Consider the following 23,337-nt stretch of genomic DNA (forward strand, 5'->3'; position numbering starts at 1 on the left):
TCCATTCCTGCCCGCGGGGCGGCCTCTTCGAGTTCCTCGAGCGCACGTCGAACCGCCGCCGGATCGTGCACCGCCTGCGCGATCTGGCCGCTGGATCAATTCCGTCCGCGAGATCACACCGTTCACCGGCTGGGAAGCGTGACAGAGGAAGGACAGCACATCCCCCGGTCAGCCCTCCGGCTTCGGTGTCACCACGAAGTCGTAGGGCGCCATCGGGCCGACGAGGCGCATAGTGATCCGGTCGTCCCAGCGTGCGGCCAGGTCTCCGACCGTCTGTTCGAGTTCGTCCTGTCGGTCCACCTCGACCAGCACCGCGATCTGGACGGCGTCCTCGTCGTGGGTGGGTTCGCGGACGGTGACGGTCTCGGTCAGCGGCGACAGCGCGTCGAGAGCGGTGCCGGTGTCCGTCTCCCGCTTGGCCTCGAGGGCGTGGCCGATGATCTCCCCCAGGGCCGTCCGGGCATCCCGGGTCAGTTCCTCGGGTTGGTCGCGGATCGACTCCAACAGGGTGGAGGCCTTCGGGTTCTCGTTGACGATCTCCCGGATGATCGTCTCCTCGACGTAGCGGCCCTTCACCAGGTATTGGGCGCAGCCCTCGAGTTCGTTCAGGGCGGAGGTGAACGCGTCGTCGTGATCGGCGAGCAGTTCGTTGATCACCGCGTCGCGGTCGGACAGGACGGCACCGAACCGCAGCGGCAGCACCGGCGCGACGTGCGAGGTGCCGTCCAGGATGTGGGCGTGGGCCTGCAGGTCTGCGGGGGTGCCGAGTCGTTGGTCCGGGTCGATCTCGCTGACCAATGCCGCGATGTCGCCGTGGGTGACGATCTCGATCGGGGCGTCGTGGATGCCGGTGGCGTCGTCTTCGGGTTGCACGTCGGCGGGCACGATGCCGTACACGTAGATCCCGGATGCTTCCGCCGTGGCCCCGTCGTCGTCGGTGTCTGTCTCGGTGTCCTCTGGGGAGGTCATTTGTGGCTCCGGCGGGGTGTGGGTTCGCGTTCGCTGCTCGATCCGCCGAGCAGATCACCAAGCTTCTCTCCCGCCGATTCGAGTGCACCCTTCGTCTTCGACTTCGCGATCTTCTCCGTCCCGCCCGACACCAGATCGGACAGCCCCTTCGGTTCACTTCCGATCGCGAGCCGGTTCGCCGCTTCCGCGAACCGCAGGTAGGTATCGACACTGGCGACCACGACGCGGGCGTCGATGGTCAGCAGTTCGATCCCGACCAGCGAGACCCGCACGTACGCATCGATCACCAGGCCCTTGTCCAAGATGGTGTCGATGACGTCGGCGAGGCTGCTCGAACTCGGCCCACCCGCTGTGGTCATCCTCGTGCTCCTCCCTGCCCCGCTAGCGCCTTCTCGCGGTACCGGTCGTTCCTCGGCCCGCTCTGCGCTCTCACCGAGACGTCAGTGCGGACCACCGGACTACCCCGAACGACAATTGTTCAATCGATCAAAGACCGAGAGGGACTGAGTAATTCGGCGGATGCACCCCGCGTGAAACAGTCCGATCGGTCGGCTCCTCGAAACGCCGCCCACCCGGGTATTGTGTCGTTCCTCGTCGACTGGTCGGTCAAGCAAGCAGCCTCAGTCCGGCTTCCGGGTCACCACGAAGTCGTAGGCGGCCATCGGCCCGAGCAGACGCATATCGACCCGGCCGTCCCACTCCTTCGCCAATGCTTCCACCGCCTCCTCGAGTTCCTCCTGCCGGGCGACCTCGACCAGGACGGCGACCTGCGCCGCCTCCTCCTCATGCGTGGGTTCCCGCACGTTGACCGAACCCGCGAGCGGGGTGAGCGTTTCGACCACCTTCGCGGTGTCTTCGTCCCGCTTGGCCACGATGGCGTTGCTCACGATCTCGCCGAGCGCCATCCGCGCATCGCGGGTGGTTTCCTCGGGCTGATCGCGGATGGTGTCACGCAGTTCGCCGGCCTGTGCGTTCTCGTCGATCACCTCACGCAGAATCGCCTTCTCGACGTAGCGCCCCTTCACGACGTACTGAGCCCGACCCTCCAGTTCCTTCAACGCCGCAGCGAACTCGTCAGCGTGCGCGGCGAGCAGTTCCTCCTCGACGGCGTCTTCATCGGTCATGACTGCCCCGAAACGAAGCGGGAGGACGGGTGCGACACCCGACGTGCCGTCCAGAAGATGCGCGTGCGCCCGCAGGTCCTCGGGTGTGCCGAGCGGCCTGTCCACCGAAATTTCGCTGACGAGTGCCGCGATGTCGCCGCGGGTGACGATGCTGACCGACCCGTCACGCACACCGACCGCGTCCTCGTCGGTCTCCACGTCGGCCGGCGCGATGCCGTACACGTAGACACCACTGGTGCGTGGCTCCTCGGGTGCGACGTTGGCCTGTTCCGACGTCGACATCACTTGTCCTCCCGCGTGGACTTGCGTGAAACCCGTTCGCGCTCAGGTTCTTCCTTCCCGCCGCCGAGGATGTCGCCGAGTTTCTCACCGACGGCCCCGAGTGCGCCCTGGGTTTTCGACTCGGCACCATCTTCGGCGCCGTCCTCGGCGCCGCCCCCAGCCAGGTCCGTCAGGCCCTTGGGCTCGCTGCCGATCTCGAGCCGGTTCACCGCTTCCGCGAACCGCAGGTAGGTGTCCACGCTGGCGACGACGACGCGGGCGTCGATGGTCAGCAGTTCGATGCCGACCAGCGAGACCCGCACGTACGCATCGATCACAAGGCCCTTGTCCAGGATGGTGTCGATGACGTCGGCGAGGCTACTCGAGCTGGGCCCGCCGCTGACTCCGCCGCCGCCACCGCCACGACCTGCCGGTTGTATTGACGTCATCGCCGCGCTCCTTGCTTCGAGCCGGCAGACTTCGCCGCGGTCTTACGCGGGCGGCCACGGCGAGCCGGCGGCTTGTCCTCACTCGCGGCCGCCGTCTTACGCGGGCGGCCACGGCGAGCCGGCGGCTTGTCCTCAGCCTCCTCCGGCTCCTCGTCCTCGTCTGATTCCTCCGGCTCCTCAGGCTCGCCTTCGTCCGTTTCGGCAGACTCCTCGTCCTCGTCTGATTCCTCCGGCTCCTCGGACTCGTCCTCGTCTGTTTCGGCAGAGTCGTCGGTCTCGTCCTCGTCGCCCTCGTCCAGCTGCGCTTCGTCCTGCTCGTCCTCGTCGGGCCGCGCTTCGTCCTCCTCCGGCTCGACCACCTTGCCGTCCCGGATCTCCCCGCGCCAGCCCTCGAGTTCGTCAGGATGGAGAATGGACTGCGTCATGACATGACGCCCAAAATGCTTCAACTCCAGCCGCGCTCGCCGCCCCTGTGCACGCCACAGGTTTCCCGTCCTCTCGAACAAGCCCTTCGGGTGATACTCCAGTATCAGCAGGATGCGGGTGAGATCGGGAGTCACCTCGTGGAACGTCACCGCACCATCGATGAAACCCTTGGCCCCCTTCGACCGCCACACGATCCGCTCATCGGGAACCTGCTCGAGAATCGACGCTTCCCACGTTCGATGCGAGAGGAAAATCTGGGCCTTCCACTCGAGCTTCTCGTCCGATTCCTGTTCCACCCGCTCGACCTTCTTCATGAAGGAGGGAAAGTCGGCGAATTGAGTCCACTGGTTGTAGGCCACCTGCACCGGGACACCGACATCGATCGTTTCGACGATGTTGGTCAACTTGAGCTTCTTGCCCTTACCGCCACCGCCGCCGCTGACCGCGTCCTTCAGATTCGACGCGGTGTCCTTCACCTTGTCGGTCAGCCCGGAGAACAGTGACTTGCCGTCGCCCTTCCCGTCACCGTCGCCGTTGCCGTCACCGTTGCCGTTGCCGTTGTGTTCTTTGCCGGTGACTGCGGACAGCAGGCTTCCGCCGCCGCCCTCGGCGTAGTCGGTGAGCCGGTCGGTGGCGCCCGCCACCTTGTCGGAGACGGCGGAGACCGCTTTGTCGGTCACGGTGCCGAGCAGGCCCTGTGCCGCCTTCTGCAGCGGTGACACCGATGCGGCCTTGCCGGAGGCACCGGAGACGTTCTTACGCAGCTTCTTCGCCGCACTGTCAAGGTTCGCAGTCATCGTCGTCACTTCCGGGTGCGTCGAATGGGGATAACATCGGTCGTCGTCTTGGCGCGCGCCTTCCGGGCGCCGGTGGCGGTTTCGTCCTCGTCGTCGTCGTTATTCGTCGACGACCGGGACCGTGATCGGGGCCGGGAACTACCGCTGCTCGAGGTGCGGCGGCGCGGGGCCGGGCGCTTGCGGGCGCGGGGCGCCTCGTCCTCGGCTTCGTCGTCCTCGGCGGTCTCGTTCTCCTCGTACTCGTCGTCGTAGTCGTCCTCGGGCTCCTCACGACGCCCGCGCTTGGACCCCTTCCCACCCGAGGCATCGTCGCCGCCCGATTGCAACCGGGAGTTGAGCGAATCGATCCGGTGACTGGCTGCGGTCACCGCGGCCGTCTTCGCCGCGTTCATCAACTCCTTGCGGACCGTCGCTCCGAGCTTGGCGACCTCGGGCGAATCCGCGAGCAGCTTGCCGGCCTGACCGAGCACACCGAGTGATCCGGAGGGAAACCGGCTGGATGCTCCGGCGCCCGCGAGCATCAGCGCCAGCTTCATCTTGTGCGTGCGGCCCAGCATGTATCCCGCGCCCACGGCCAACGCCATCTGACCTTTGCCTGTCATCGCCCAACCCCTTTGTCGAGTAGATGTGGTGCACCTCGGCGCCGGCGTCGGCGAAAGGGTGGGGGCCGTGGTCGGTGGGTGGTGCGTTCGTTCCCCCGCCGACTACCCCGGGGCGGCGACGCTCAATCCGCCACGGAACGTTGCCCGAGCCGGGACAGTCGCCGACGACGCAAGCCAGGACCCCAAGTGGCTCGGGAGGCCGTTCCGCCTCGAGCACCTGGCCGCGCGTATGCGCCGAAACGGTGAAAACCTGCTGATACCAACGCTATCCGGACTCCCAAGGTCAGTTTTCTCGGGCTGGTCGCGGATCGACTCCGGTAGGCGAGTGGCCTCCGGGATCTCGTCGACGATCTCCCTGGTGATGGTCTCCTCGACGCAGCGGCCCCTCACCAGGTACTGGGCGCAGCCCTCCAGTTCGTGGAGAGCGGAGGCGAACTTCTCCTCGTGCTCGGCGAGCAACTCGTTGATTACCGCTATCCGGTCCGGACAGGAGGACACCAACCGACCGCCAGGTCTGAGGTTTTCAGGGAAACCCGCGTAGCGCAGTTGCATGCGGGTACCCGCTGAGTACGCCGCCCCGCGCCGTAATGGCGGACCGGGCGGCCAGCCCCGCTCCGGCCGCCGAACCCCTCGGCCCGCGGGGTGTCCCGCCGCGCGCGGGCCGAGGTCGAGTGCTAGCCCACCCCGCCTCGGCCGCGCGCGCCACCCACAATGCCAAAGAAGTGCGTACTCGCTGTTAGAACCAGGAAACTCTTTCCCACCGTCACCGATGCGACCACAATTTCTGCCATGGACGTCACCGAACGGCCGCACATCGACATGGTGCGCACACATCTGATTCAGCGATACCAATTGACGCCATCACCTCCGACGCACCCTGCGAACGGCCGCCGGGTCCTGGCCTCTGGGGATTCGGGCCCGTTTCTACTCGCAGAGCTTCGCGAAGACCACATCGCATCCCGGCGCGCGCACGTCGAGGACGTTGTTGATCTCCTCGGACTGCGCCCACGATCGGCAGCACGACGCGATGGGGATCGGAGACCGACCCCGTGTGCTAGGGCAGGGCCTAAATGCAGCAGTTCGGGTCGAGCACCTGCCGCAGCGCATTGAGGGCGTCGCCGCGGGCGCAGTAGTAGACGTTCATGCCGCGGCGGGTCGCCTCGACCATGCCGGCCTTTTTCAGTTGGCCGAGGTGGTGGCTGACGGTCGATTCCGACAGGCCGACACCGGTAGCGAGATCGCAGGTGCAGACCTCGCCGTCGTCGGCGGTGAACAGGATCGACATCAGCTTGATCCGCACCGGATCGGCCAGCGCCTTGAGCCGCAACGCGACCTGCAGGGCGGCGTCGTCGTCCATCGGTGCGGCCGACACCGGTGCGCAGCAGATCGGGGCACTGACATCGACCACGGGCAGTGTCTTCGGCATACGGAAAAGTCTACCCAGCTTCTTGACTTATGTCGAAAAGGTGAGATTCTGAAGTTGCCCACTAATTCGACATAAGTCACACAGGTTGGAGAGTGTCATGTCCCGCACCCAGCTCGCCCTCAACGTCGACAACATCGAGGAGGCGGTCACGTTCTACTCGACGCTGTTCAATGCCCAACCGGCCAAGGTCAAGCCGGGCTACGCGAACTTCGCGATCGCCGAGCCCCCGCTGAAGTTGGTGTTGATCGAGAACCCCGGTTCCGGGGGCACCCTCAATCACCTCGGGGTGGAGGTGGAGTCCTCGGAGAAGGTGCACGCGGAGATCGCCCGCCTGAGCGGCGAGGGCCTGTTCACCGAGGAGGAGATCGGCACCACGTGTTGTTTCGCCACCCAGGACAAGGTGTGGGTGACCGGCCCGGCCGGGGAGAAATGGGAGGTCTACACCGTGCTGGCCGATTCCGAGAGCTTCGGCCACAGCCCTCGACACCAGGACGGGGATTCGGAAGGCGGCATGTGCTGCGGCACCACCGCGGCCGCCGAGAGCGACGCATCGGCCGAGAACGCGGGCACTGCGTCCTGCTGCTGAATGCCGGCCCTGACGAACATGGGTCGGCGGGCACGACCTTGCCGGCGGACCCCGTCGACCCATGCACGGGTGGTTCAGGTTCAGGAAGCCTCGACAGGCAGGAGTTCGGTGATCAGGTCCTCGACCCTGGTGCGGATCTGGTCGCGTATCGGGCGGACCGCGTCGACGCCTTTGCCGGCCGGGTCGTCGAGGACCCAGTCCCGGTTACTCTTTCCGGGGAACACCGGGCAGGTGTCTCCGCAACCCATGGTGATCACCACGTCCGAGGCCTGCACCGCGTCCACGGTGAGGATCTTCGGGGACGCGGTGGAGATGTCGATACCCAATTCGGCCATCGCCGCCACGGCGGCCGGGTTCACCCGATAGGCCGGGGCGGACCCGGCGGAGCGGACCTCGATCCGATCACCGGCGAGGTGTGCGAGGAAGCCGGCAGCCATCTGGGAACGGCCGGCGTTGTGGACGCAGACGAACAGCACACTCGGCTTGTCGATCACGGGGTAGGCACCTTTCCCGCGGTCGGGGCGAATCGGTTGCGCAGGGCGAGGGAAACGTAGACCAGGCCGACGAGGACGGGGACCTCGATCAGCGGGCCGACGACCCCGGCGAGGGCCTGCCCCGAGGTGGCACCGTAGGTGGCGATCGCGACGGCGATGGCGAGTTCGAAGTTGTTGCCCGCGGCGGTGAATGCGAGTGTGGTGGTGCGCTCGTAGCCCAGGCCCATGACGGCGCCGAGCAGGTAGCCGCCGCCCCACATGATCGCGAAGTACGCGAGCAGCGGGATCGCGATGCGCACGACGTCGAGCAGTCGGGAGGTGATCTGGTCGCCCTGGAGGGCGAAGAGGATCACGATGGTGAACAGCAAGCCGTAGAGGGCCCACGGTCCGATCCGCGGGATCAGCTTGGTCTCGTACCAGGTGCGGCCCTTGGCTTTTTCGCCGAACCGGCGGGTGAGGTAGCCGGCGAGCAGCGGGATGCCGAGAAAGATCAGCACCGATTTCGCGATCTGCCACGGTGAGGTGTCGATGGTGGTCTGCTCGAGCCCGAGCCAGCCGGGCAGGACGTCGAGGTAGAACCAGCCCAGGACCGCGAACATGATCACCTGGAAGATCGAGTTGAGCGCGACCAGGACGGCAGCGGCCTCCCGGTCGCCGCAGGCGAGGTCGTTCCAGATGATCACCATCGCGATGCAGCGGGCGAGACCGACGATGATCAGGCCGGTGCGGTACTCCGGCAGGTCCGGCAGCAGCAGCCAGGCCAGGGCGAACATCAGCGCCGGGCCGAGGACCCAGTTCAGCACCAGGGAGCCGATCAGCAAGCGGCGGTCGCCGGTGACGGTGTCGAGGCGGTCGTAGCGGACCTTCGCGAGCACCGGGTACATCATGATCAGCAGCCCGGCGGCGATCGGCAGCGAGATACCGTCGATCTCCACCGCGGACAGGGCGCCCCCGAGGCCGGGGATCATCCGGCCCAGCAGCAGGCCGGCGACCATGGCGACGCCGATCCACACGGGCAGGAACCGGTCGAGGGTGGAGAGTTTCCCGACGACGGCCGGGTGCTGCTCGGTGGTGGCCTCAGTCACGCCGGGACCTCCGTCGACGCGCAGGCGGCGGACGGCACCGCGGGGCCACTCTCGGTCAGCAGCACCGCCGAAAGCTGTTGCAGCGCGGACGGGATCACCCAGTAGTAGACCCAGGTGCCGCGGCGCTCGCAGTCCAGCAGTCCGGCCGAGCGCAGCACCTTCAGGTGATGGGAGATCGTCGGCTGCGTCAGGTCGAACGTCTCGGAGATATCGCAGACACACGCCTCGCCGCCCGCATGGGAGGCGACCAGCGACAGCAGCCGCAACCGGACCGGGTCCCCGAGCGCCCTGAACATCCGGGCCAGATCCCCGGCCCAGTCCTCGGTCAACGGTTCGCGGACCAGCGGGGAGCAGCACGGCTCGGCCTCAGCCGCCAGTCTCTGTTTCGACATGCGTCAATATTGACAGATATCGAATCCAACCGCGAATCCAGAGCGGACGGCACCTCGGTGATCACGTGCAGGTCGAAGCCGCGGAAGAACATCGTTTCCTCGAACTTGAGTACTAAGCCAGCCCATTCAGGGTCCGCGTCGACGCTGCAACGATCACCGACCCCGCGGGCAATCGGACCACATCACGGGCGCAGCGCCGATAGGAAACGCTGGCTCCGTCAATCTCCGGCCGCGTGTTGGTGCCGACGACGGACTCACAGGTCGGTGCCCACGAATCCGGTTGCCGTACTGGGCGACACTTTCTGCCACCTTCTACGAATTTCGACCGCTGGTTCTTTGAGGTGTGGGACGTGCCGACCTACACGGTCGGTACGTCCAACACTGAAAACTCGATGTCAGTTGACCTGACGTCCGTGTCCGTCCCAGTACGGGCTACGCAGCTTGAACTTCTGCAGTTTCCCGGTCGCGGTGCGGGCCAACTCATCTCGGAACTCCACCGAGGTCGGTGCCTTGTATCCGGCGAGGTGCTGCTTGCACCAGCCGATCAGTTCCGCCTCGGTGCTGTCGCCAGGCTCCACGTCCGGGTGCAGTACCACCAGGGCCTTGATCGTCTCTCCCCACTTCTCGCTCGGCACCGCGATCACGGCCACCTCGGACACCGCCGGGTGCGAGAACAGGCAGTCCTCGACCTCGATCGAGGACACGTTCTCACCGCCGGTGATGATCACGTCCTTCTTGCGGTCGGCGATGGTCAGATACCCGTCGTCGCCGATCGCGCCGCCGTCGCCGGTGTGGAACCAGCCACCGGCCAACGCGGACTCGGTCTCCTCGGGCTTGTTCCAGTAGCCGTCCATCACCACGTTGGACCGGGCCAGCACCTCCCCGGCACCCTCATCAGCCTCCTCGATCTCCAGCCGGACACCGAGTGCCGGGGCGCCGGCCCGGATCAGTTTCGCCGCCCGGGCTTCGGGGTCGAGGTCGTCCCATTCGGCTCGGGTGCGGTTGACGGTCAGCAGCGGCGAGGTTTCGGTGAGGCCGTAGATCTGGATGAATTCCCAGCCGAGTTCCTCCTCGACCCGCACGACGGTCTTCGTCGGCGGCGGCGCACCGGCCATGATGATCCGCACCCGGTCCCGGCCGGGGATCTCGCCTTCCCAGGTCTGCGCGGCCTCGAGGACCGCGGACGCGACCGCCGGCGCCGCACAGAGCACCGTGACTCCGTGGTCGCGGACCCGGCGCAGGATCTCGGCGCCGTCGACCTTGCGCAGGATGATGTGCCGGGCCCCGACGCCGGTCAGCGCGAACGGTTGACCCCAGCCGTTGCAATGGAACATCGGCAGCGTGTGCAGGTACACGTCCCGGTCACCGATCCCCGCGTGCAACCCGAACGTGACCGCGTTGACCCAGATGTTGCGGTGGGTGATCTGCACACCCTTCGGGCGGGCGGTGGTGCCGGAGGTGTAGTTGATGGTGGCGGTGGCGGATTCGTCGGGCTCCCACGGCTGAGGGGCCGTTCCGGGGGCGGCGTAGAGGTCGGTGTCCGAGCCGAGGACGAACTTGTGCTCGCAGTCGACCTCCTCGAGCGCCTCCTCGAGTTCGGGGTCGACGTAGAGGACGCGGGCGCCGGAGTTCTCGACGATGTAGCGGACCTCGTCGGGGCGCAGCCGGAAATTGACCGGGACCAGCACCCTCCCCGATCCGCTGACCCCGAAGAACGAGGTCATCAGCCGGCTCGAGTTGTGGCTGACGATCGCGACCCGCTCACCGGCGCCGATGCCGAGTTCGTCGAGCTTGGCGGCTTGGCGGCTGGCCAGGTCGGCGATCTCGGCGTAGGTCAGCGACCCCTGGGACGGGGCGGGTTGGTCGGGTTCGTCGACCACACCGATCCGATCCCCGTACACGGTCGCCGCGCGGTCGAGAAAATCGTTGACACTGAACGGGACAAACACAACTCCTCCTACGTCGACTCGGACTCGGTGAGGGTGCTGCCACGGGGGTCGGGCACGCCGACAACGCCGCGGCCTTCGCGTCTTCTACATGCGTCCTCCTCACACGAGGTCATTACATCTTGGCCTGTGCCGAGTTGTGAGTCGAGGTGCGACTGTGTCCGCGGTCGGTTCCATCGAACGGTGCTCGACGCGTGGAAATGGGCAAGCCTGGACGTCGTGGTGAATTCGGACCTCTACACGTCTTCGAGAGCTCATGAGGTGAATTTGAGGTGTTTCCCACCTTGATTGAGGCGCGAGTCACAGCAAGACTAACTGCATGAGCACGAGCAGTAGTCCAACCACGCACGCCCTCCCCTCAGTTATCTCGTCCCGGACGGTCCCTCCGTCCTGAGTGCGAGTCCCCTTTCCGATTCGACACAAAGCCGTCGCCGAACGCGACGGATGTATTCGATTCGACACCACTGTTTTTCACCCGTTTGTTCTGTCGTGTCGTCTTGCCGCTGCGGCGGTGTGACGGCGAACGAGTCCCGATATGGAGTCCGACATGGATATGTTGCTTGCCGGTCAGTGGCGCGGCGCCGCTGACAACGTCACCGAGAACGTCCGGTCCCCGTTCGACGGTCACGCGGTCGATTCGGTTCCGGTTGCCACCGTCGGCGACGCCGCCTTCGCCCTCGACCGGGCCGAGGTCGGTGCCCGGGTCCAGCGCGCCACCCCGGCGCACGAGCGGGTGGCGATCTTGATGCGCGCCGCCGATCTGGCCGACGAACGCGCGGAGGACATCGCGCAGACCATCAGCGCCGAGACCGGGAAGCCGATCAGCGAAGCCCGCGGCGAGGCGAGCCGGTCGGGCAGCATCATCCGGTTGGCCGCGTTCGAGGGCAGCCAGCTGTACGGTTCGACGCTGCCGCTGGACGCCAACCCGGGAACCGGGCTCGAGAAGGTCGGGTTCACGCTGCGCCAGCCGTGCGGGATCGTCGTAGCGATCACCCCGTTCAACTACCCGGCACTGTTGGTGCTGCACAAGATCGCGCCCGCGCTGGCGGCGGGTAATGCGGTGGTGCTCAAGCCTGCCCGCACCACCCCGCTGACCGCGCTGAAGCTGGCCGAGTGCTTCGTCGACGCCGGCCTCGCCCCCGAGGCCCTGTCGGTGCTGACCGGCTCGGGCTCCGCTCTCGGTGACGTCCTGGTCACCGACCCACGGGTGCGCAAGGTGTCCTTCACCGGCTCCACCGGAATCGGCACCCGCATCGCGTCCATCGCCGGTGTCAAGAAGCTGTCGCTCGAGCTGGGTGCCTCCTGCCCCGTCATCGTTCTCCCCGACGCCGACATCGAACTCGCCGCCTCCGCGGTCGCGGCCGGTGGTTACATTAACGCCGGCCAGGTCTGCATCAGCGTGCAGCGGGTCATCGTGGATCAGTCCGTCGAGGCCGATTTCCTCGACGCCCTGGTCCCGAAGGTCGAGAACATCGTCGTCGGCGACCCCGCGAACGCCGACACCAAGCTCGGCTCGCTGATCTCCGAAGCCGAAGCGACGCGGGTGCATTCGGCGATCGCCGAGGCCGCGCTGGCCGGGGCGAAGGTCCTCACCGGCGGTGACCGGGACGGCGCCGTCGTCACCCCGACCGTCGTCGCCGGCGTCGACCCGACCTCCCCGTTCAGCCGCGACGAACTGTTCGGCCCCGCGGTCGCCGTCTCGTCCGCCCCCGATATCGAGTCGGCGATCGCCCTCGCCAACGACAACGACTACGGCCTCGGCGCAGGGCTGTTCACCTCCGACGTCAGCGCCACGACGCGGGCGATGCGGCAGATCGACGCCGGCAACATCCACATCAACTGGACCCCGCTCTGGCGCGCCGACCTCATGCCCTACGGCGGCCTCAAGGGCAGCGGCATCGGCAAGGAAGGCGTCCGCTCCGCGGTCGAGGAAATGACCGAGGAGAAGACCATCATCCTGCACGGCCGCCCCTGGTAACCGACTCCCCCTCAGACACTTTCGTGGCACTCACAGAAAACGACGACATGACACCACTGAGCACCCACAAGACCATCCGGCTGACCACCGCCCAGGCGGTCGTGAAGTACCTCGCGGCGCAGTACTCCGTCGCCGACGGCGACCGCCGCCGCCTCATCCCGGCCGCACTGGGCATCTTCGGACACGGCAACGTCGCCGGCCTCGGACAGGCCCTCGACGAACTGTCCGACGACCTGCCGTTCATCCAAGGCCGGCACGAGCAGTACCTCGCGCACATCGCCACCGCCTACGCCAAGGCCAGCCGCCGCCGCGCCACCCTCGCGGTCACCGCCTCCATCGGACCGGGCGCACTGAATCTGGTCACGGCCGCCGGGCTGGCGACGATCAACCGGCTCCCACTGCTGCTGGTGCCCGGTGACACCTACGCCACCCGGCACCAGGGTCCGGTGCTCCAGCAACTCGAGCACGCCAGCGAATCCGACCTCACGGTCAACGACACGTTCCGTCCGGTGGCGAAGTTCTTCGACCGCATCACCCGCCCCGAGCAACTGCTGACCGCGCTCCCGCAGGCGATGCGGGTGCTGACCAGCCCCACCGACACCGGTGCCGTGGTGCTGTCGCTGCCGCAGGACATCCAGTCCCACGCCTTCGACTTTCCCGTCGAGTTCTTCGAACCCCGTGACTGGAAGATCCGCCGCCCGCTCCCCGACCCCGCCGAGGTCGACGAGGTCGCCGCCCAGATCCGGGAGGCGGAGCGTCCGGTGATCATCGCCGGTGGCGGCGTGCACTATTCGGATGCCACCGCCGCCCTCGAGGAGCTCGCCGAGCAGGTCGGGATTCCGGTCGTCGAGTCGTTCGGCGGCAAGGGCGCGGTCAGCCGCGACGAGTGGTGGCAGGTCGGCGGTGTCGGCCTCGAGGGCAACTTCGCCTCGAACAAGCTGGTCAAGCAGGCCGACCTGGTGATCAGTGTCGGCACCCGGCTGACCGACTTCGTCACCGGTTCGCAGTCGATCTTCGAGAACGACACCGTCCGCTTCGCATCGCTGAACGTGGTCGACGCCGACACCCGCAAGCAGGGTGCCACCGGAATCCTCGCCGACGCCCGCCTCGGCCTCGACGCGCTGACCGCCGCGCTGGCCGGACACACCACCAGCACGGCGTGGCAGGAGACGGTGCGGACGGCGAAGGCGGACTGGGCTCCGATCCGGGCCGCCGCCCTCGACCCGGACACCGCGTTCGACCCCGCCGAGCACCCGGACGCACCGGTCACCGGCGCGGTGCTCACCCAGCCGCAACTGATCGGGATCCTGCAGGAACAGGCCCGCGACGGCGACACCATCATCGCTGCGGCCGGCGGCCCGCCCGGCGACCTGCAGAAGGTCTGGGACGCCACCGGAAATCGGCACTGCCACATCGAATTCGGGTTCTCCTGCATGGGTTACGAGATCCCGGCCGCGATGGGCGTGCGCCTGGCCGAGGGAAACCAGGGCCAGCGGATCGTCACCTTCATCGGCGACGGCACCTACCTGATGGCCCCGACCGAACTGGTCACCGCCGCCCAGGAGGGCCTCGACGTCACCATCGTCGTCTCCGAGAACCACGGCTACCAGGTCATCCACCGCCTGCAGATGAACCGCAACGGACGCGAGTTCGGCAACGAGTTCCGCTACCGCACCGACGGTGACCTCCTCGCCGGCAGCGGGGACAAGGCGCGCCTCGAGGGCGACTACCTGAAGGTCGACCTGCGCCAGATCGCGGAAGGCCTCGGCGCCACCGCGATCCGGGCCACCACCACGGCCGACGTCCGCGCCGCGCTGGCCGACACCCGCAAGGTGTCCGGTCCGGTCGTCATCGTGGTTCCGACAGTGCCGCACGTGGATCTGCCCGGCGGGGACGTCTGGTGGGACGTGGCCCCCGCCGAAGTCTCGAACCAGGAATGGGTACAGACCCTGCGCGCCGATTACGACAACGCCGTGGGACGGCAGAGGTGGTTCGGATGAGCAACAACAGTCCTCTCGACGCGGGAACCCTGCGTCAGCGTCTGGCGCAGGGTGAGACGACCGTCGGCACGTTCGTCGGCATGGCCTCCTCGACCGCGGCCGAGGTGTGTGCCGCGGCGGGTGCCGATTGGATCCTGCTCGACCTCGAACACGGTGCCGGATCGGAAGACGCCCTGCGTGATTCGATCCTCGCCGCCGGCGCCTACGGGGTGCCGACGGTGGTGCGGGTCGAATCCGGGGAACGTATCCGAATCGGACGGGTCCTCGATCAGGGCGCCGCCGGGGTGATGGTGCCGCGCCTGGACAAGCCCGATCAGGTGGTCGACGCGATCACCCACCTCGCGTATCCGCCGCGCGGCGACCGCGGGGTCGCCACCTACAACCGCTCCTGCCGGTGGGGCATGGATCGCTCCGTGCTGCTCGCCGAAGAACAGGCCTCGCTCGGGGTCATCCAGATCGAAACCCTCGCCGCCCTCGACGCGGTCGACGAGATCGCCGCCCAGGACGGTGTCGACGTGCTGTTCGTCGGCCCGCTGGATCTGTCGTTCGCCCTGGGAGTGCCGCTGCAGTTCGACAGCCCGGTGTTCACCACCGCCCTCGGGCGGGTGCTCGAAGCCGCCCACCAGCACGGCAAGACCGCGGGCATCCTCGCCGCCAACGCCGCCCTGGCCGCCGGCTACGTCGAACTCGGATTCCGATTCGTGGCCATCGGCTCCGACTCGACCCTGCTCGCCGCGGCCCTGACCGAGGCCTTCGCCACCGCCCGCCCCGAACAAGACCCGCAAAGGAAGTCATCGTGAACACAACCCGCACCGTCGGAGTCGGACTGATCAGCGTCGGCTGGATGGGCCAGCTGCACGCCCGCGCCTACCGCGATGTCCCGATCGTCTACCCCGAACTGGGGGTCACCCCGAAGCTGGTGATCGCCGCCGACACCGCCGACAGCCGCGTCGAGTTTGCCAAGAATGTCCTCGGTTTCGCCGAGGGGACCACCGACTACCGCGAGGTGCTCGCGCACCCGGACGTCGACGTCGTCTCCATCTGCGCACCCAACTTTCTGCACGCCGAAATCGGCATCGCCGCGGCGAAGGCGGGCAAGCACTTCTGGATCGAAAAGCCCGTCGGACGCAGCTACACCGAGACCGCGGCGATCGAGGCGGCGGCCACCGACGCCGGGGTGATCACCTCGATCGGCTACAACTACCGGCACGCCCCTGCCGTCGAGCACGCCCGGAAGCTGATCGCCGAGGGCAGCCTCGGCCGGATCACCAACGTGCGGGCCTCGTTCTTCTCCGGATACGCCAACGAACCCAACGGCGCCCTGTCGTGGCGATTCGACCGCGAACTCGCCGGCTCCGGTGTGCTGGCGGACCTGTTCAGCCACGCCAGCGACCTGTGCCAGTACGTGGTCGGGCCGATCGCCGAGATCAACGCGCTCACCAGCACGGTCTACACCGAACGCCCGAAGCTGGCGATGGGCAGCGGAACCCACTTCGCGGTCATCGAGAACGGTGAGATGGGCCCGGTGGAGAACGAGGACTACGCCGCCGCGCTGGTGCGATTCGGCTCCGAGGGGCCGGGATCGGGTGCGGTGGGCACCATCGAGGCCTCCCGGGTCATCGTCGGACCCGAGTGCGGCTACCAGATCGAGATCTACGGCACCGAGGGATCCCTGAAGTGGGACTTCGAGCGGATGAACGAGCTGAAGGTCTGCCTGGGACGCACCAACGCCGAACAGGGCTACACGACGGTCAACGCCAGCCCGAAGCACGGCGACTACTCCCGCTTCCAGCCCGGACCGGGCAACGCCCTCGGCTTCGACGACCTCAAGACGATCGAGGCGAAGAAGTTCCTGCTCGCCGTCACCGGTGGGCCGCAGGAGAATTCGAACGTGCACGACGCCGCGTCGGCCGCTGCGATCGTCACCGCCGCCGAGACCTCCGCCGCCACCGGGCAGTGGCAGAAGCTCGACGACATCGCCGGCACCACCGCGTCCCGCACCGCCTGACGGCCCACCGCGCCGTCCATCCCGCCCCGCACCATTTCGACATCTGCAAGGATTCCGATGACTACGACCACCTCGACACAGCTGTTCGTCGGCCTGGGCCCACTCGACCGGGAACTCGTCGACCCGTTCCTGGCTGAGCATCAAACGCTGGTTCTCGATCCCACCGAGGAACAGCTGGCGGTCGCCGAGGCGGCGATCGTGCGGGCGGCGTTCACCGTCGACGCCGCGATGCTCGACCGGATGCCTGCGCTGAAAGTCCTCGCCCGCACCGGTGTCGGCACCGACCTCGTCGATGTCGCCGAGGCGCGGCGGCGCGGGATTCCGGTGGTCATCACCCCGGGCAGCAACACCGTCTCGGTCGCCGAGGGTGTCTTCGCGCACCTGCTGTCGTTGGTGAAGCGGCTGCCGACGCTGTCCGGCCTGGTGCGGGGCGGCCGCTGGGCCGAGCGGGGGCAGGTGACCGTCGGGGATCTCGAGGGGGCGACCTTGGGCATCGTCGGGTTCGGACGGATCGGCCGCAAGGTCGCGCAGATCGCCGAGGCGTTCGACCTGAACGTCCGCGCCTACGACCCGTTCGCCGACATCCCACAGGCGTACCACTGCGCCGGCGTGGACGAGGTACTCGCCGCGAGTGACTTCGTCACCCTGCACACGCCGCTGACCGCGGAAAACCACCATCTGATCAACGAAACCCGGCTGGCTGCAATGCGACCGGGAACGATCCTGGTCAACTGCAGCCGGGGCGCGCTGATCGACCTCGATGCCGCGCACGCGGCGCTGGCATCCGGACAGCTGGCCGGGCTCGGCCTCGACGTCTTCGACCCCGAACCGCCGCAGCACCACCCGGTGTTCGATCACGCCAACACGGTCCTCAGTCCACACCTGATGGGATTCACCGACCGCGCGATGGCCCTGACCATCCGTGCGGCCGTCGAGGGCGCAGTTGCGGTCCTCGACGGCCGCGAACCGGCCGCGGTGGCGTCATGACAGTCCGGGTGGGGGTGATCGGCGTCGGGGTGATGGGCGCCGATCACGTCCGGACACTGCACACGGTGGTCTCCGGGGCAACGGTCACCGCGGTCACCGACTTCGACGCCTCCCGCGCCGCCGCGATCGCCGAAGAGGTCGGCGCCCGCACCGTCGCAACCGCGGCAGAGTTGATCGCCGCCCCCGACGTCGACGCGGTGATCATCGCGTCCCACGACTCCGCCCACGCCGAGCAGGTTGGTCTGTGCCTCGATCACCGCAAGCCGGTGCTCTGCGAGAAGCCGCTGGCCCCGACTGTCGACGAATGCCGAGACCTGGTCGCGAAGGAAGATGCGCTCGCTCTCGCGAAACCACTCGTCTCGGTGGGATTCATGCGCAGATTCCACCACCCCTACGTGGCCTTGGCCGACGAAGTGCGGTCCGGGTCCATCGGCACTCCCTTGCTCGTGCGCAGCTCGCACCGCAACGTCGCCGCGTATCCCGGTGGAGACTCGGCGAGCACCGTCACCAACTCCGCCATCCACGAAATCGACATCACCAGCTGGCTTCTCGGGGTGCCGATCGTGGAGGTCAGCTGGCATGCACCGCGCTCGACGTCCCACGACACCTCGCGGCAGGACCCGCAGGTGCTCCTGCTGAGGACCGCCGACGGCGCCTTGACCTTGGTCGACGTCTTCGTCAATGCCCGCTACGGCTACGACGTGCGCTGCGAGGTCGTCGGCGAAACCGGAGCGGTCAGTCTGGCACCGAGTCATGCCCTGACGGTCGACTCGTCGCTGCGTTCGGCGGCCACGTACCCGGAGGACTGGCGGCCGCTGTTCGCCGACGCCTACCGACGCCAGTTGCAGGCCTGGGTCGAATCGCTCGCCGCAGACACACCCACCCCCTTGGCGACCGCCCGCGACGGATTGCGGGCCACCGAGGTCGCCGCCGCCTTGATCGACTCGATGAACAACGCTGGCGCCGTCACCCCGGTGAGGAATTCATGACCGTCGCTCTACGACTTACTCGCCATCCGCGTTTTACGATCGAGACGACCACCGAAGGGTACGGGGCATGATCAACTCACCACGTCCGGAACTATTAGCCGCCTGTTGGACCTCCGCCGGCAATGTGATGCCGGCGCGAGGCTTGGACCTGAGTCCGATCCCGATCCGCGAGCGCATCGAGGCCGTCGCCCGAACCGGCTACACCGGGTTCGGATTGACCCGCCCCGATCTGGTCGCCGCCCGGGAAACGGTAGGGCTCGGTGAGGTCGCGAAGATGCTGGCCGACAACGGCATCACCCATGTGCAGCTCGAGTGGATCACCAACTGGTGGACCACCGGCGACGCCCGCGCGGCCTCCGACGAGGTCCGCCGGGATCTGTTCGAGGCCGCCCCCATCCTCGGTGTCGACAATATCAAGGTCGGCGCGGACGACGACGGTGTCCCGGTCTCCCGGGACCTGCTCTGCGAGCAGTTCGATGCCCTGGCGACCGACGGTGCGGCTGCGGGCGTCAAGATCGCGTTCGAGAACACCCCGTTCTCGCACCACGTCAAGACGACCGAACAGGCGGCGCAGTTCGTCCAGGACGTCGACAACCCCAACGGCGGACTCATCCTCGACATCTGGCACGCCTTCCGGGGCGGCACCGACTACGACACGCTTCCGCAGCTCGTTCCATCGCGGTTCGTGTTCGGAGTCGAACTCGACGACGGCTGGTCCACTGTCCGGGGAACCGACCTCGAGGACACCTTCGACAACCGAGTTCCCTGCGGTGAGGGCGAATTCGACGTCCCGAAATTCATCCACGCGGTCCGCCGGATCGGCTTCGACGGACCGTGGGGAGTCGAGCACATGTCGCAGGAGTTCCGGCAGCTGCCCGTCGTCGACGCCCTCACCCGGGCACGCGGCGGCGTCCTGCAGTGCTTCGAGATCGCCGACGCGGTGGCCGCGAAACAGGGCAACACCTGATCTCAGCGGATCTCCCGTCGCCATCCCGTCCGCGACGATGAGGCGAAAATGATGGAAATACCGTCTTGATTGAGGCGTAAGTCACAACAAGACTGACAAGGGCACACAGACAGCACCCGCCGACGCTGTTGATACGCGGACCGGACGTGTGCATGACCGACCCACCGGCACTGATGTCGGTAGGGACAGATCGAAAGGAATCCAGTGGCCACCCTGTTGGACGGGAAAGTAGTTCTGATCAGCGGAGGGACGCAAGGTGTCGGCGCAGGCGTCGTGCGAGCCGCGGCCCGCGAGGGCGCGAAGGTCGTGTTCACCGGTCGCCGCGCCGAGGCCGGTAAGACCCTGGCCACCGAACTCGAATCCGAGGGCGCACAGGTCCGGTTCGTGCAAGCCGACCTCGCCGACCCGGCCGAGGCGAAAAACTCGGTGACGCGGACCATCGAGGAGTTCGGCCGCATCGACGCACTGTGCAACGCGGCCGGCCTGACCACCCGCGGCACCCTACTCGACACCACGCCGGAGTTGTTCGACCAGCACATGGCCGTCAACCTGCGGGCCCCGTTCTTCACCATGCAGGCCGCCGTCGCGGACATGGTGGCACGGAAGGCGCCGGGAACGATCGTCAACATCATCTCCATCGCGCAGCACGGCGGGCAGTCCTACCTGGCCCCGTACGTGTCGGCGAAGGCCGGGCTGGCGGGGCTGACCCGCAACGCCGCCTACGCGCACCGCTTCGACCGGATCCGGATCAACGGCCTCAACATCGGCTGGACCGAGACCGAGGGCGAGACCGCGATCCAGCAACGCTTCCACGGCGCCGACGACAACTGGGCCGCCGAAGCCGCGGCGAAGGTGCCGATGGGCAAACTCGGGCAGGTCGACGAGATCGCCGACATGGTGGTGTTCCTGCTCTCGGAGCGCAGCGGCGTCGTCACCGGCTCGGTCATCGACTGGGACCAGACCATTATCGGAGGGCAGGACTGATGGGATCGACACTCGGCGTGATCGGCCTCGGCCGGATCGGCGCATTCCACACCGACACCCTGGCTCAGTTGCCGGGGGTGGACGGCCTCGTCGTCACCGACGAGCGTCCGGACGTCACCGCGGCCGTGGCCGCGAAGTTCGGGGCGCGCGCGGTCGAGGACGCCGCTGCGGTCTTCGCCTCGGGCGTGGACGGGGTGGTGATCGCGGCCGCCACCCCGGCACATGCGCCGCTGATCCTGGCCGCCGTCGATGCCGGGATTCCGGTGTTCTGCGAGAAGCCGGTCGCGTTCACCGCCGACGAGAGCTACCAGGTCGTCGAGCGGCTGAAGTCCTCGACTGTCCCGGTGCAGATCGGGTACAACCGCCGGTTCGATCCCGCGTTCGTCGCCGCCCGCAACGCCGTCGTCGGCGGGGAACTCGGCTGGCTGCACACGGTGCGCTCGACCACCCTCGACCCGGCGCCGCCGCCGGCGGAGTACGTGGCCGCGTCCGGTGGGATCTTCCGCGACTGCAGCGTCCACGACTTCGACATCGTCCGCTGGGTCGTCGGACACGAGGTGACCGAGGTGTATGCCGCCGGCACCAACCAGGGCGACTCGATCTTCGCCGACCACGGCGACGTCGACACCGCCACCACCACCCTGACCTTCGAGAACGGCACCCTCGGGGTCGTCTCCAACACCCGCTACAACGCCCGCGGCTACGACTGTCGCCTCGAGGTCCATGGCTCCCAGGACAGCGTCGTCGCCGGCTGGGACGCGAACGCCCCGGTGCGCAACCTCGAACCCGGCATCGCCTTCCCCGACGGCCCGCCGCACCAGTTCTTCATGGACCGCTTCACCTCCGCCTACCGCGCCGAACTCGGCGCGTTCCTCGAGGTGATCGCCGGCACCGCACCCTCGCCGTGCACCGCCGCCGACGCCCTCGAGGTGGCGTGGATCGCCGAGGCGGCCACGCTGTCCCTCTCCCACCACCGACCCGTCCAGATGAGTGAGGTTCGACGATGATTCGTATTGCAGGAGCACCTATTTCGTGGGGTGTCTGTGAAGTTCCCGGCTGGGGTCACCAGCTCGGCCCCGAACGGGTGCTCTCGGAGATGCGCGACGCCGGCCTCGAAGCCGCCGAGATCGGACCCGACGGATTCCTGCCCGCCGACCCGCAGGAACTGGCCGCCACCCTCGCCTCGTACGACCTGAAGGCGGTCGGCGGTTTCACCCCGGTCCTGCTGCACGACGCCGGCCACGACCCGGTCCCCGACATCACCGGCACCCTGGCCGCGTTCACCGCCGCCGGCGCCGAGGTGCTGGTGCTGGCCGCGATCACCGGCACCGACGGCTACGATTCGCGGCCCGACCTCGACGACGCCGGCTGGAAGACCTTGCTGTCGAACCTGGACCGGCTGCACGACGTCGCCGCCGAGCAGGGCATCCGGGCGGTCCTGCACCCGCACGTGGGCACCATGATCGAGCAGAACATCGAGGTCCAGCGGGTCCTCGACGGCTCCTCGATTCCGCTGTGCCTGGACACCGGGCACCTGCTGATCGGCGGCACCGACCCGCTCGAGCTGGCCCGGGCCGCCGCCGACCGGATCACCCACACGCACCTCAAGGACGTCGACGCCGAGTTCGCCGCCCGCGTGCAGGCCGGTGAGCTGAGCTACACCGAGGCCGTCGCCCAGGGCATGTACACCCCACTCGGCACCGGTGACGTCGACGTCGCCGGCGTCGTCCGGCACCTCGTCGGCTCCGGCTTCGACGGCTGGTTCACCCTCGAGCAGGACACCATCCTCGCCGGCGAACCCGACGGTGAGGGACCGGTCACGGACGTCAAGACCAGCGCGGCATTCCTGCGGAGCCTGCAGCTGTGACCGAGCTGCGGATCGGCGTCCTCGGCGCCTCCCGGATCGCGGAGATGGCGATCGTGAAGCCCGCCCAGATCCTGGGTCACCGGCTGGTCGCGGTCGCCGCCCGCGACCGTGGCCGCGCCGAGACGTTCGCGCAGACGCACGCCGTCGAGCGGGTCGTCGACTCGTACGCCGAGCTGATCGCCGACCCCGAAGTCGACGTGATCTACAACCCCCTCGCCAACGCCTTCCACGCCGAATGGAATCTGAAGGCGATCGAGGCCGGCAAGGCGGTGCTGACCGAGAAACCGTTCGCCCGCAACGCCACCGAAGCCGATCGGGTCCGCCGCGCGGCCCGCGAGCGCGGTGTGCCGATCATGGAGGGATTCCACTACCTCTTCCACCCGATCGTCGGGCGGATGTTCGAGCTGCTCGAGGACGGCACCCTCGGTACCCTGCAACGGGTCGAGGTGATCATGCGGATGCCCGAACCCAAACCCGACGACCCACGGTGGCGGCTCGAACTCGCCGGCGGGTCGGTGATGGACCTCGGCTGCTACGGCTTGCACGTGCACCGCCATCTCGCCCGCTTCGCCGGCGGCGAACCCACCGTGGTGGCAGCACGCGCCGTCGAACGCACCCCCGGAGTCGACGAGTCCTGCGACATCGAGCTCGTCTTCCCCAGCGGCGCAACGGGATCGAACACGAACTCGATGACCTGGGATCGGTTCGAGATGACCCTGCGACTCGTCGGGGACCGCGGTGAAGCCCTCGCGCACGACTACATGCTCCAATCCGGCGACGACCGGATCACCGTCACCACCGACGCCGGGACCGCCGTCGAGCACCTCGGCACCCGTTCGACGTACACCTATCAGCTCGACACCTTCGCTCGACACCTTGCCGACGGGACCACGTTCCCGATCGACGCCGACGACGCGGTCACCACCATGGAGCTCATCGACTCCGCGTACCGCGCCGCGGGCCTGCCCCTCCGGTAGACCCCTTCACCCCGCCGGGCCGT

24 protein-coding genes are annotated in these 23,337 nt (G+C 67.7%); 12 read left to right on the forward strand and 12 right to left on the reverse strand.

Annotated elements, in window-relative coordinates; all coding sequences use genetic code 11:
• Nucleotides 1–168 precede the first annotated feature (168 nt).
• The 8 genes from JWS13_RS15160 to JWS13_RS15195 all read right to left on the reverse strand — a co-directional run bounded on the left by JWS13_RS15160 (nucleotide 169) and on the right by JWS13_RS15195 (nucleotide 6,054).
• Nucleotides 169–969: a GvpL/GvpF family gas vesicle protein gene (locus JWS13_RS15160; protein ID WP_206006398.1), complete on the reverse strand. Its 801-nt coding sequence runs from the start codon at nucleotides 967–969 to the stop codon at nucleotides 169–171.
• Nucleotides 966–1,328: a gas vesicle protein GvpJ gene (gvpJ, locus tag JWS13_RS15165; RefSeq protein ID WP_206006399.1), complete on the reverse strand. Its 363-nt coding sequence runs from the start codon at nucleotides 1,326–1,328 to the stop codon at nucleotides 966–968. The genes JWS13_RS15160 and gvpJ (JWS13_RS15165) overlap by 4 nt, the downstream gene beginning before the upstream one ends.
• Nucleotides 1,329–1,589: 261 nt before the next feature.
• A complete protein-coding gene (locus JWS13_RS15170; protein ID WP_206006400.1) occupies nucleotides 1,590–2,375 on the reverse strand; it encodes a GvpL/GvpF family gas vesicle protein in 786 nt (261 codons plus the stop codon).
• The gene (gene gvpJ / locus JWS13_RS15175) at nucleotides 2,375–2,803 is read right to left on the reverse strand and encodes a gas vesicle protein GvpJ (protein ID WP_206006401.1); all 429 of its coding nucleotides are present in this window, start codon (nucleotides 2,801–2,803) and stop codon (nucleotides 2,375–2,377) included. Before gvpJ (JWS13_RS15175) ends, JWS13_RS15170 begins: the two co-directional genes overlap by 1 nt.
• Nucleotides 2,800–4,026: an SRPBCC family protein gene (locus JWS13_RS15180; RefSeq protein ID WP_206006402.1), complete on the reverse strand. Its 1,227-nt coding sequence runs from the start codon at nucleotides 4,024–4,026 to the stop codon at nucleotides 2,800–2,802. The genes gvpJ (JWS13_RS15175) and JWS13_RS15180 overlap by 4 nt, the downstream gene beginning before the upstream one ends.
• Nucleotides 4,027–4,031: 5 nt before the next feature.
• On the reverse strand, nucleotides 4,032–4,628 hold the full coding sequence (locus JWS13_RS15185; RefSeq protein WP_206006403.1) for a hypothetical protein: 597 nt from the start codon (nucleotides 4,626–4,628) through the stop codon (nucleotides 4,032–4,034).
• Nucleotides 4,629–4,730: 102 nt separating this feature from the next.
• Nucleotides 4,731–5,180 carry a GvpL/GvpF family gas vesicle protein gene (locus JWS13_RS15190; protein ID WP_206006404.1) on the reverse strand — a complete coding sequence of 150 codons (450 nt, stop codon included), beginning with the start codon at nucleotides 5,178–5,180 and terminating at the stop codon, nucleotides 4,731–4,733.
• 514 nt (nucleotides 5,181–5,694) lie between these two features.
• Nucleotides 5,695–6,054 carry an Rv2640c family ArsR-like transcriptional regulator gene (locus tag JWS13_RS15195; protein WP_206006405.1) on the reverse strand — a complete coding sequence of 120 codons (360 nt, stop codon included), beginning with the start codon at nucleotides 6,052–6,054 and terminating at the stop codon, nucleotides 5,695–5,697.
• A 97-nt stretch (nucleotides 6,055–6,151) separates the two neighbouring features.
• Here JWS13_RS15195 and JWS13_RS15200 point away from each other — a divergent pair, with 97 nt between their 5' ends.
• Nucleotides 6,152–6,640, forward strand: coding sequence for an ArsI/CadI family heavy metal resistance metalloenzyme (locus JWS13_RS15200; protein WP_206006406.1), 489 nt, complete (start codon nucleotides 6,152–6,154; stop codon nucleotides 6,638–6,640).
• An 80-nt stretch (nucleotides 6,641–6,720) separates the two neighbouring features.
• Here the strand turns inward: JWS13_RS15200 and JWS13_RS15205 are convergent, their stop codons facing one another.
• The 4 genes from JWS13_RS15205 to JWS13_RS15220 form a co-directional block, all read right to left on the reverse strand.
• Nucleotides 6,721–7,134, reverse strand: a complete 414-nt coding sequence (locus JWS13_RS15205) for an arsenate reductase ArsC (RefSeq protein WP_206006407.1) — start codon at nucleotides 7,132–7,134, stop codon at nucleotides 6,721–6,723.
• Nucleotides 7,131–8,219 (reverse strand): ACR3 family arsenite efflux transporter, encoded by a 1,089-nt coding sequence (arsB, locus tag JWS13_RS15210; protein WP_206006408.1) that lies wholly within the window; start codon nucleotides 8,217–8,219, stop codon nucleotides 7,131–7,133. Before arsB ends, JWS13_RS15205 begins: the two co-directional genes overlap by 4 nt.
• Entirely contained in the window at nucleotides 8,216–8,611 is a 396-nt protein-coding gene (locus JWS13_RS15215; RefSeq protein ID WP_206006409.1) for an ArsR/SmtB family transcription factor, read from the reverse strand. Before JWS13_RS15215 ends, arsB begins: the two co-directional genes overlap by 4 nt.
• Nucleotides 8,612–9,006: 395 nt before the next feature.
• Nucleotides 9,007–10,560, reverse strand: a complete 1,554-nt coding sequence (locus tag JWS13_RS15220; RefSeq protein WP_206006410.1) for an AMP-binding protein — start codon at nucleotides 10,558–10,560, stop codon at nucleotides 9,007–9,009.
• Between the two features lie 544 nt (nucleotides 10,561–11,104).
• Between JWS13_RS15220 and JWS13_RS15225 the strand changes: the two genes are divergently transcribed.
• From JWS13_RS15225 to JWS13_RS15275, 11 genes are all read left to right on the forward strand, one after another.
• Nucleotides 11,105–12,535: an aldehyde dehydrogenase family protein gene (locus JWS13_RS15225; protein ID WP_206006411.1), complete on the forward strand. Its 1,431-nt coding sequence runs from the start codon at nucleotides 11,105–11,107 to the stop codon at nucleotides 12,533–12,535.
• Nucleotides 12,536–12,558: 23 nt separating this feature from the next.
• Nucleotides 12,559–14,535 carry a 3D-(3,5/4)-trihydroxycyclohexane-1,2-dione acylhydrolase (decyclizing) gene (gene iolD / locus JWS13_RS15230; RefSeq protein ID WP_241032205.1) on the forward strand — a complete coding sequence of 659 codons (1,977 nt, stop codon included), beginning with the start codon at nucleotides 12,559–12,561 and terminating at the stop codon, nucleotides 14,533–14,535.
• Complete coding sequence (locus JWS13_RS15235) at nucleotides 14,532–15,335, forward strand: HpcH/HpaI aldolase family protein (RefSeq protein ID WP_206006412.1); 804 nt, start codon at nucleotides 14,532–14,534, stop codon at nucleotides 15,333–15,335. The genes iolD and JWS13_RS15235 overlap by 4 nt, the downstream gene beginning before the upstream one ends.
• A complete protein-coding gene (locus JWS13_RS15240; protein ID WP_206006413.1) occupies nucleotides 15,332–16,543 on the forward strand; it encodes a Gfo/Idh/MocA family protein in 1,212 nt (403 codons plus the stop codon). The genes JWS13_RS15235 and JWS13_RS15240 overlap by 4 nt, the downstream gene beginning before the upstream one ends.
• Nucleotides 16,544–16,600: 57 nt before the next feature.
• Complete coding sequence (locus tag JWS13_RS15245; RefSeq protein WP_206006414.1) at nucleotides 16,601–17,530, forward strand: NAD(P)-dependent oxidoreductase; 930 nt, start codon at nucleotides 16,601–16,603, stop codon at nucleotides 17,528–17,530.
• Entirely contained in the window at nucleotides 17,527–18,519 is a 993-nt protein-coding gene (locus JWS13_RS15250) for a Gfo/Idh/MocA family protein (protein WP_206006415.1), read from the forward strand. Before JWS13_RS15245 ends, JWS13_RS15250 begins: the two co-directional genes overlap by 4 nt.
• Nucleotides 18,520–18,661: 142 nt before the next feature.
• On the forward strand, nucleotides 18,662–19,486 hold the full coding sequence (locus JWS13_RS15255) for a sugar phosphate isomerase/epimerase family protein (protein WP_241032206.1): 825 nt from the start codon (nucleotides 18,662–18,664) through the stop codon (nucleotides 19,484–19,486).
• A 204-nt stretch (nucleotides 19,487–19,690) separates the two neighbouring features.
• On the forward strand, nucleotides 19,691–20,470 hold the full coding sequence (locus JWS13_RS15260) for an SDR family oxidoreductase (RefSeq protein ID WP_206006417.1): 780 nt from the start codon (nucleotides 19,691–19,693) through the stop codon (nucleotides 20,468–20,470).
• Nucleotides 20,470–21,477 (forward strand): Gfo/Idh/MocA family protein, encoded by a 1,008-nt coding sequence (locus tag JWS13_RS15265; protein ID WP_206006418.1) that lies wholly within the window; start codon nucleotides 20,470–20,472, stop codon nucleotides 21,475–21,477. Before JWS13_RS15260 ends, JWS13_RS15265 begins: the two co-directional genes overlap by 1 nt.
• Complete coding sequence (locus JWS13_RS15270; protein ID WP_206006419.1) at nucleotides 21,474–22,337, forward strand: sugar phosphate isomerase/epimerase family protein; 864 nt, start codon at nucleotides 21,474–21,476, stop codon at nucleotides 22,335–22,337. Before JWS13_RS15265 ends, JWS13_RS15270 begins: the two co-directional genes overlap by 4 nt.
• A complete protein-coding gene (locus JWS13_RS15275; RefSeq protein ID WP_206006420.1) occupies nucleotides 22,334–23,314 on the forward strand; it encodes a Gfo/Idh/MocA family protein in 981 nt (326 codons plus the stop codon). The genes JWS13_RS15270 and JWS13_RS15275 overlap by 4 nt, the downstream gene beginning before the upstream one ends.
• Nucleotides 23,315–23,337 lie beyond the last annotated feature (23 nt).

The sequence above is a fragment of the Rhodococcus pseudokoreensis genome (genome assembly GCF_017068395.1).
In the GTDB taxonomy this organism is placed as follows: Bacteria; Actinomycetota; Actinomycetes; order Mycobacteriales; family Mycobacteriaceae; genus Rhodococcus_F; species Rhodococcus_F pseudokoreensis.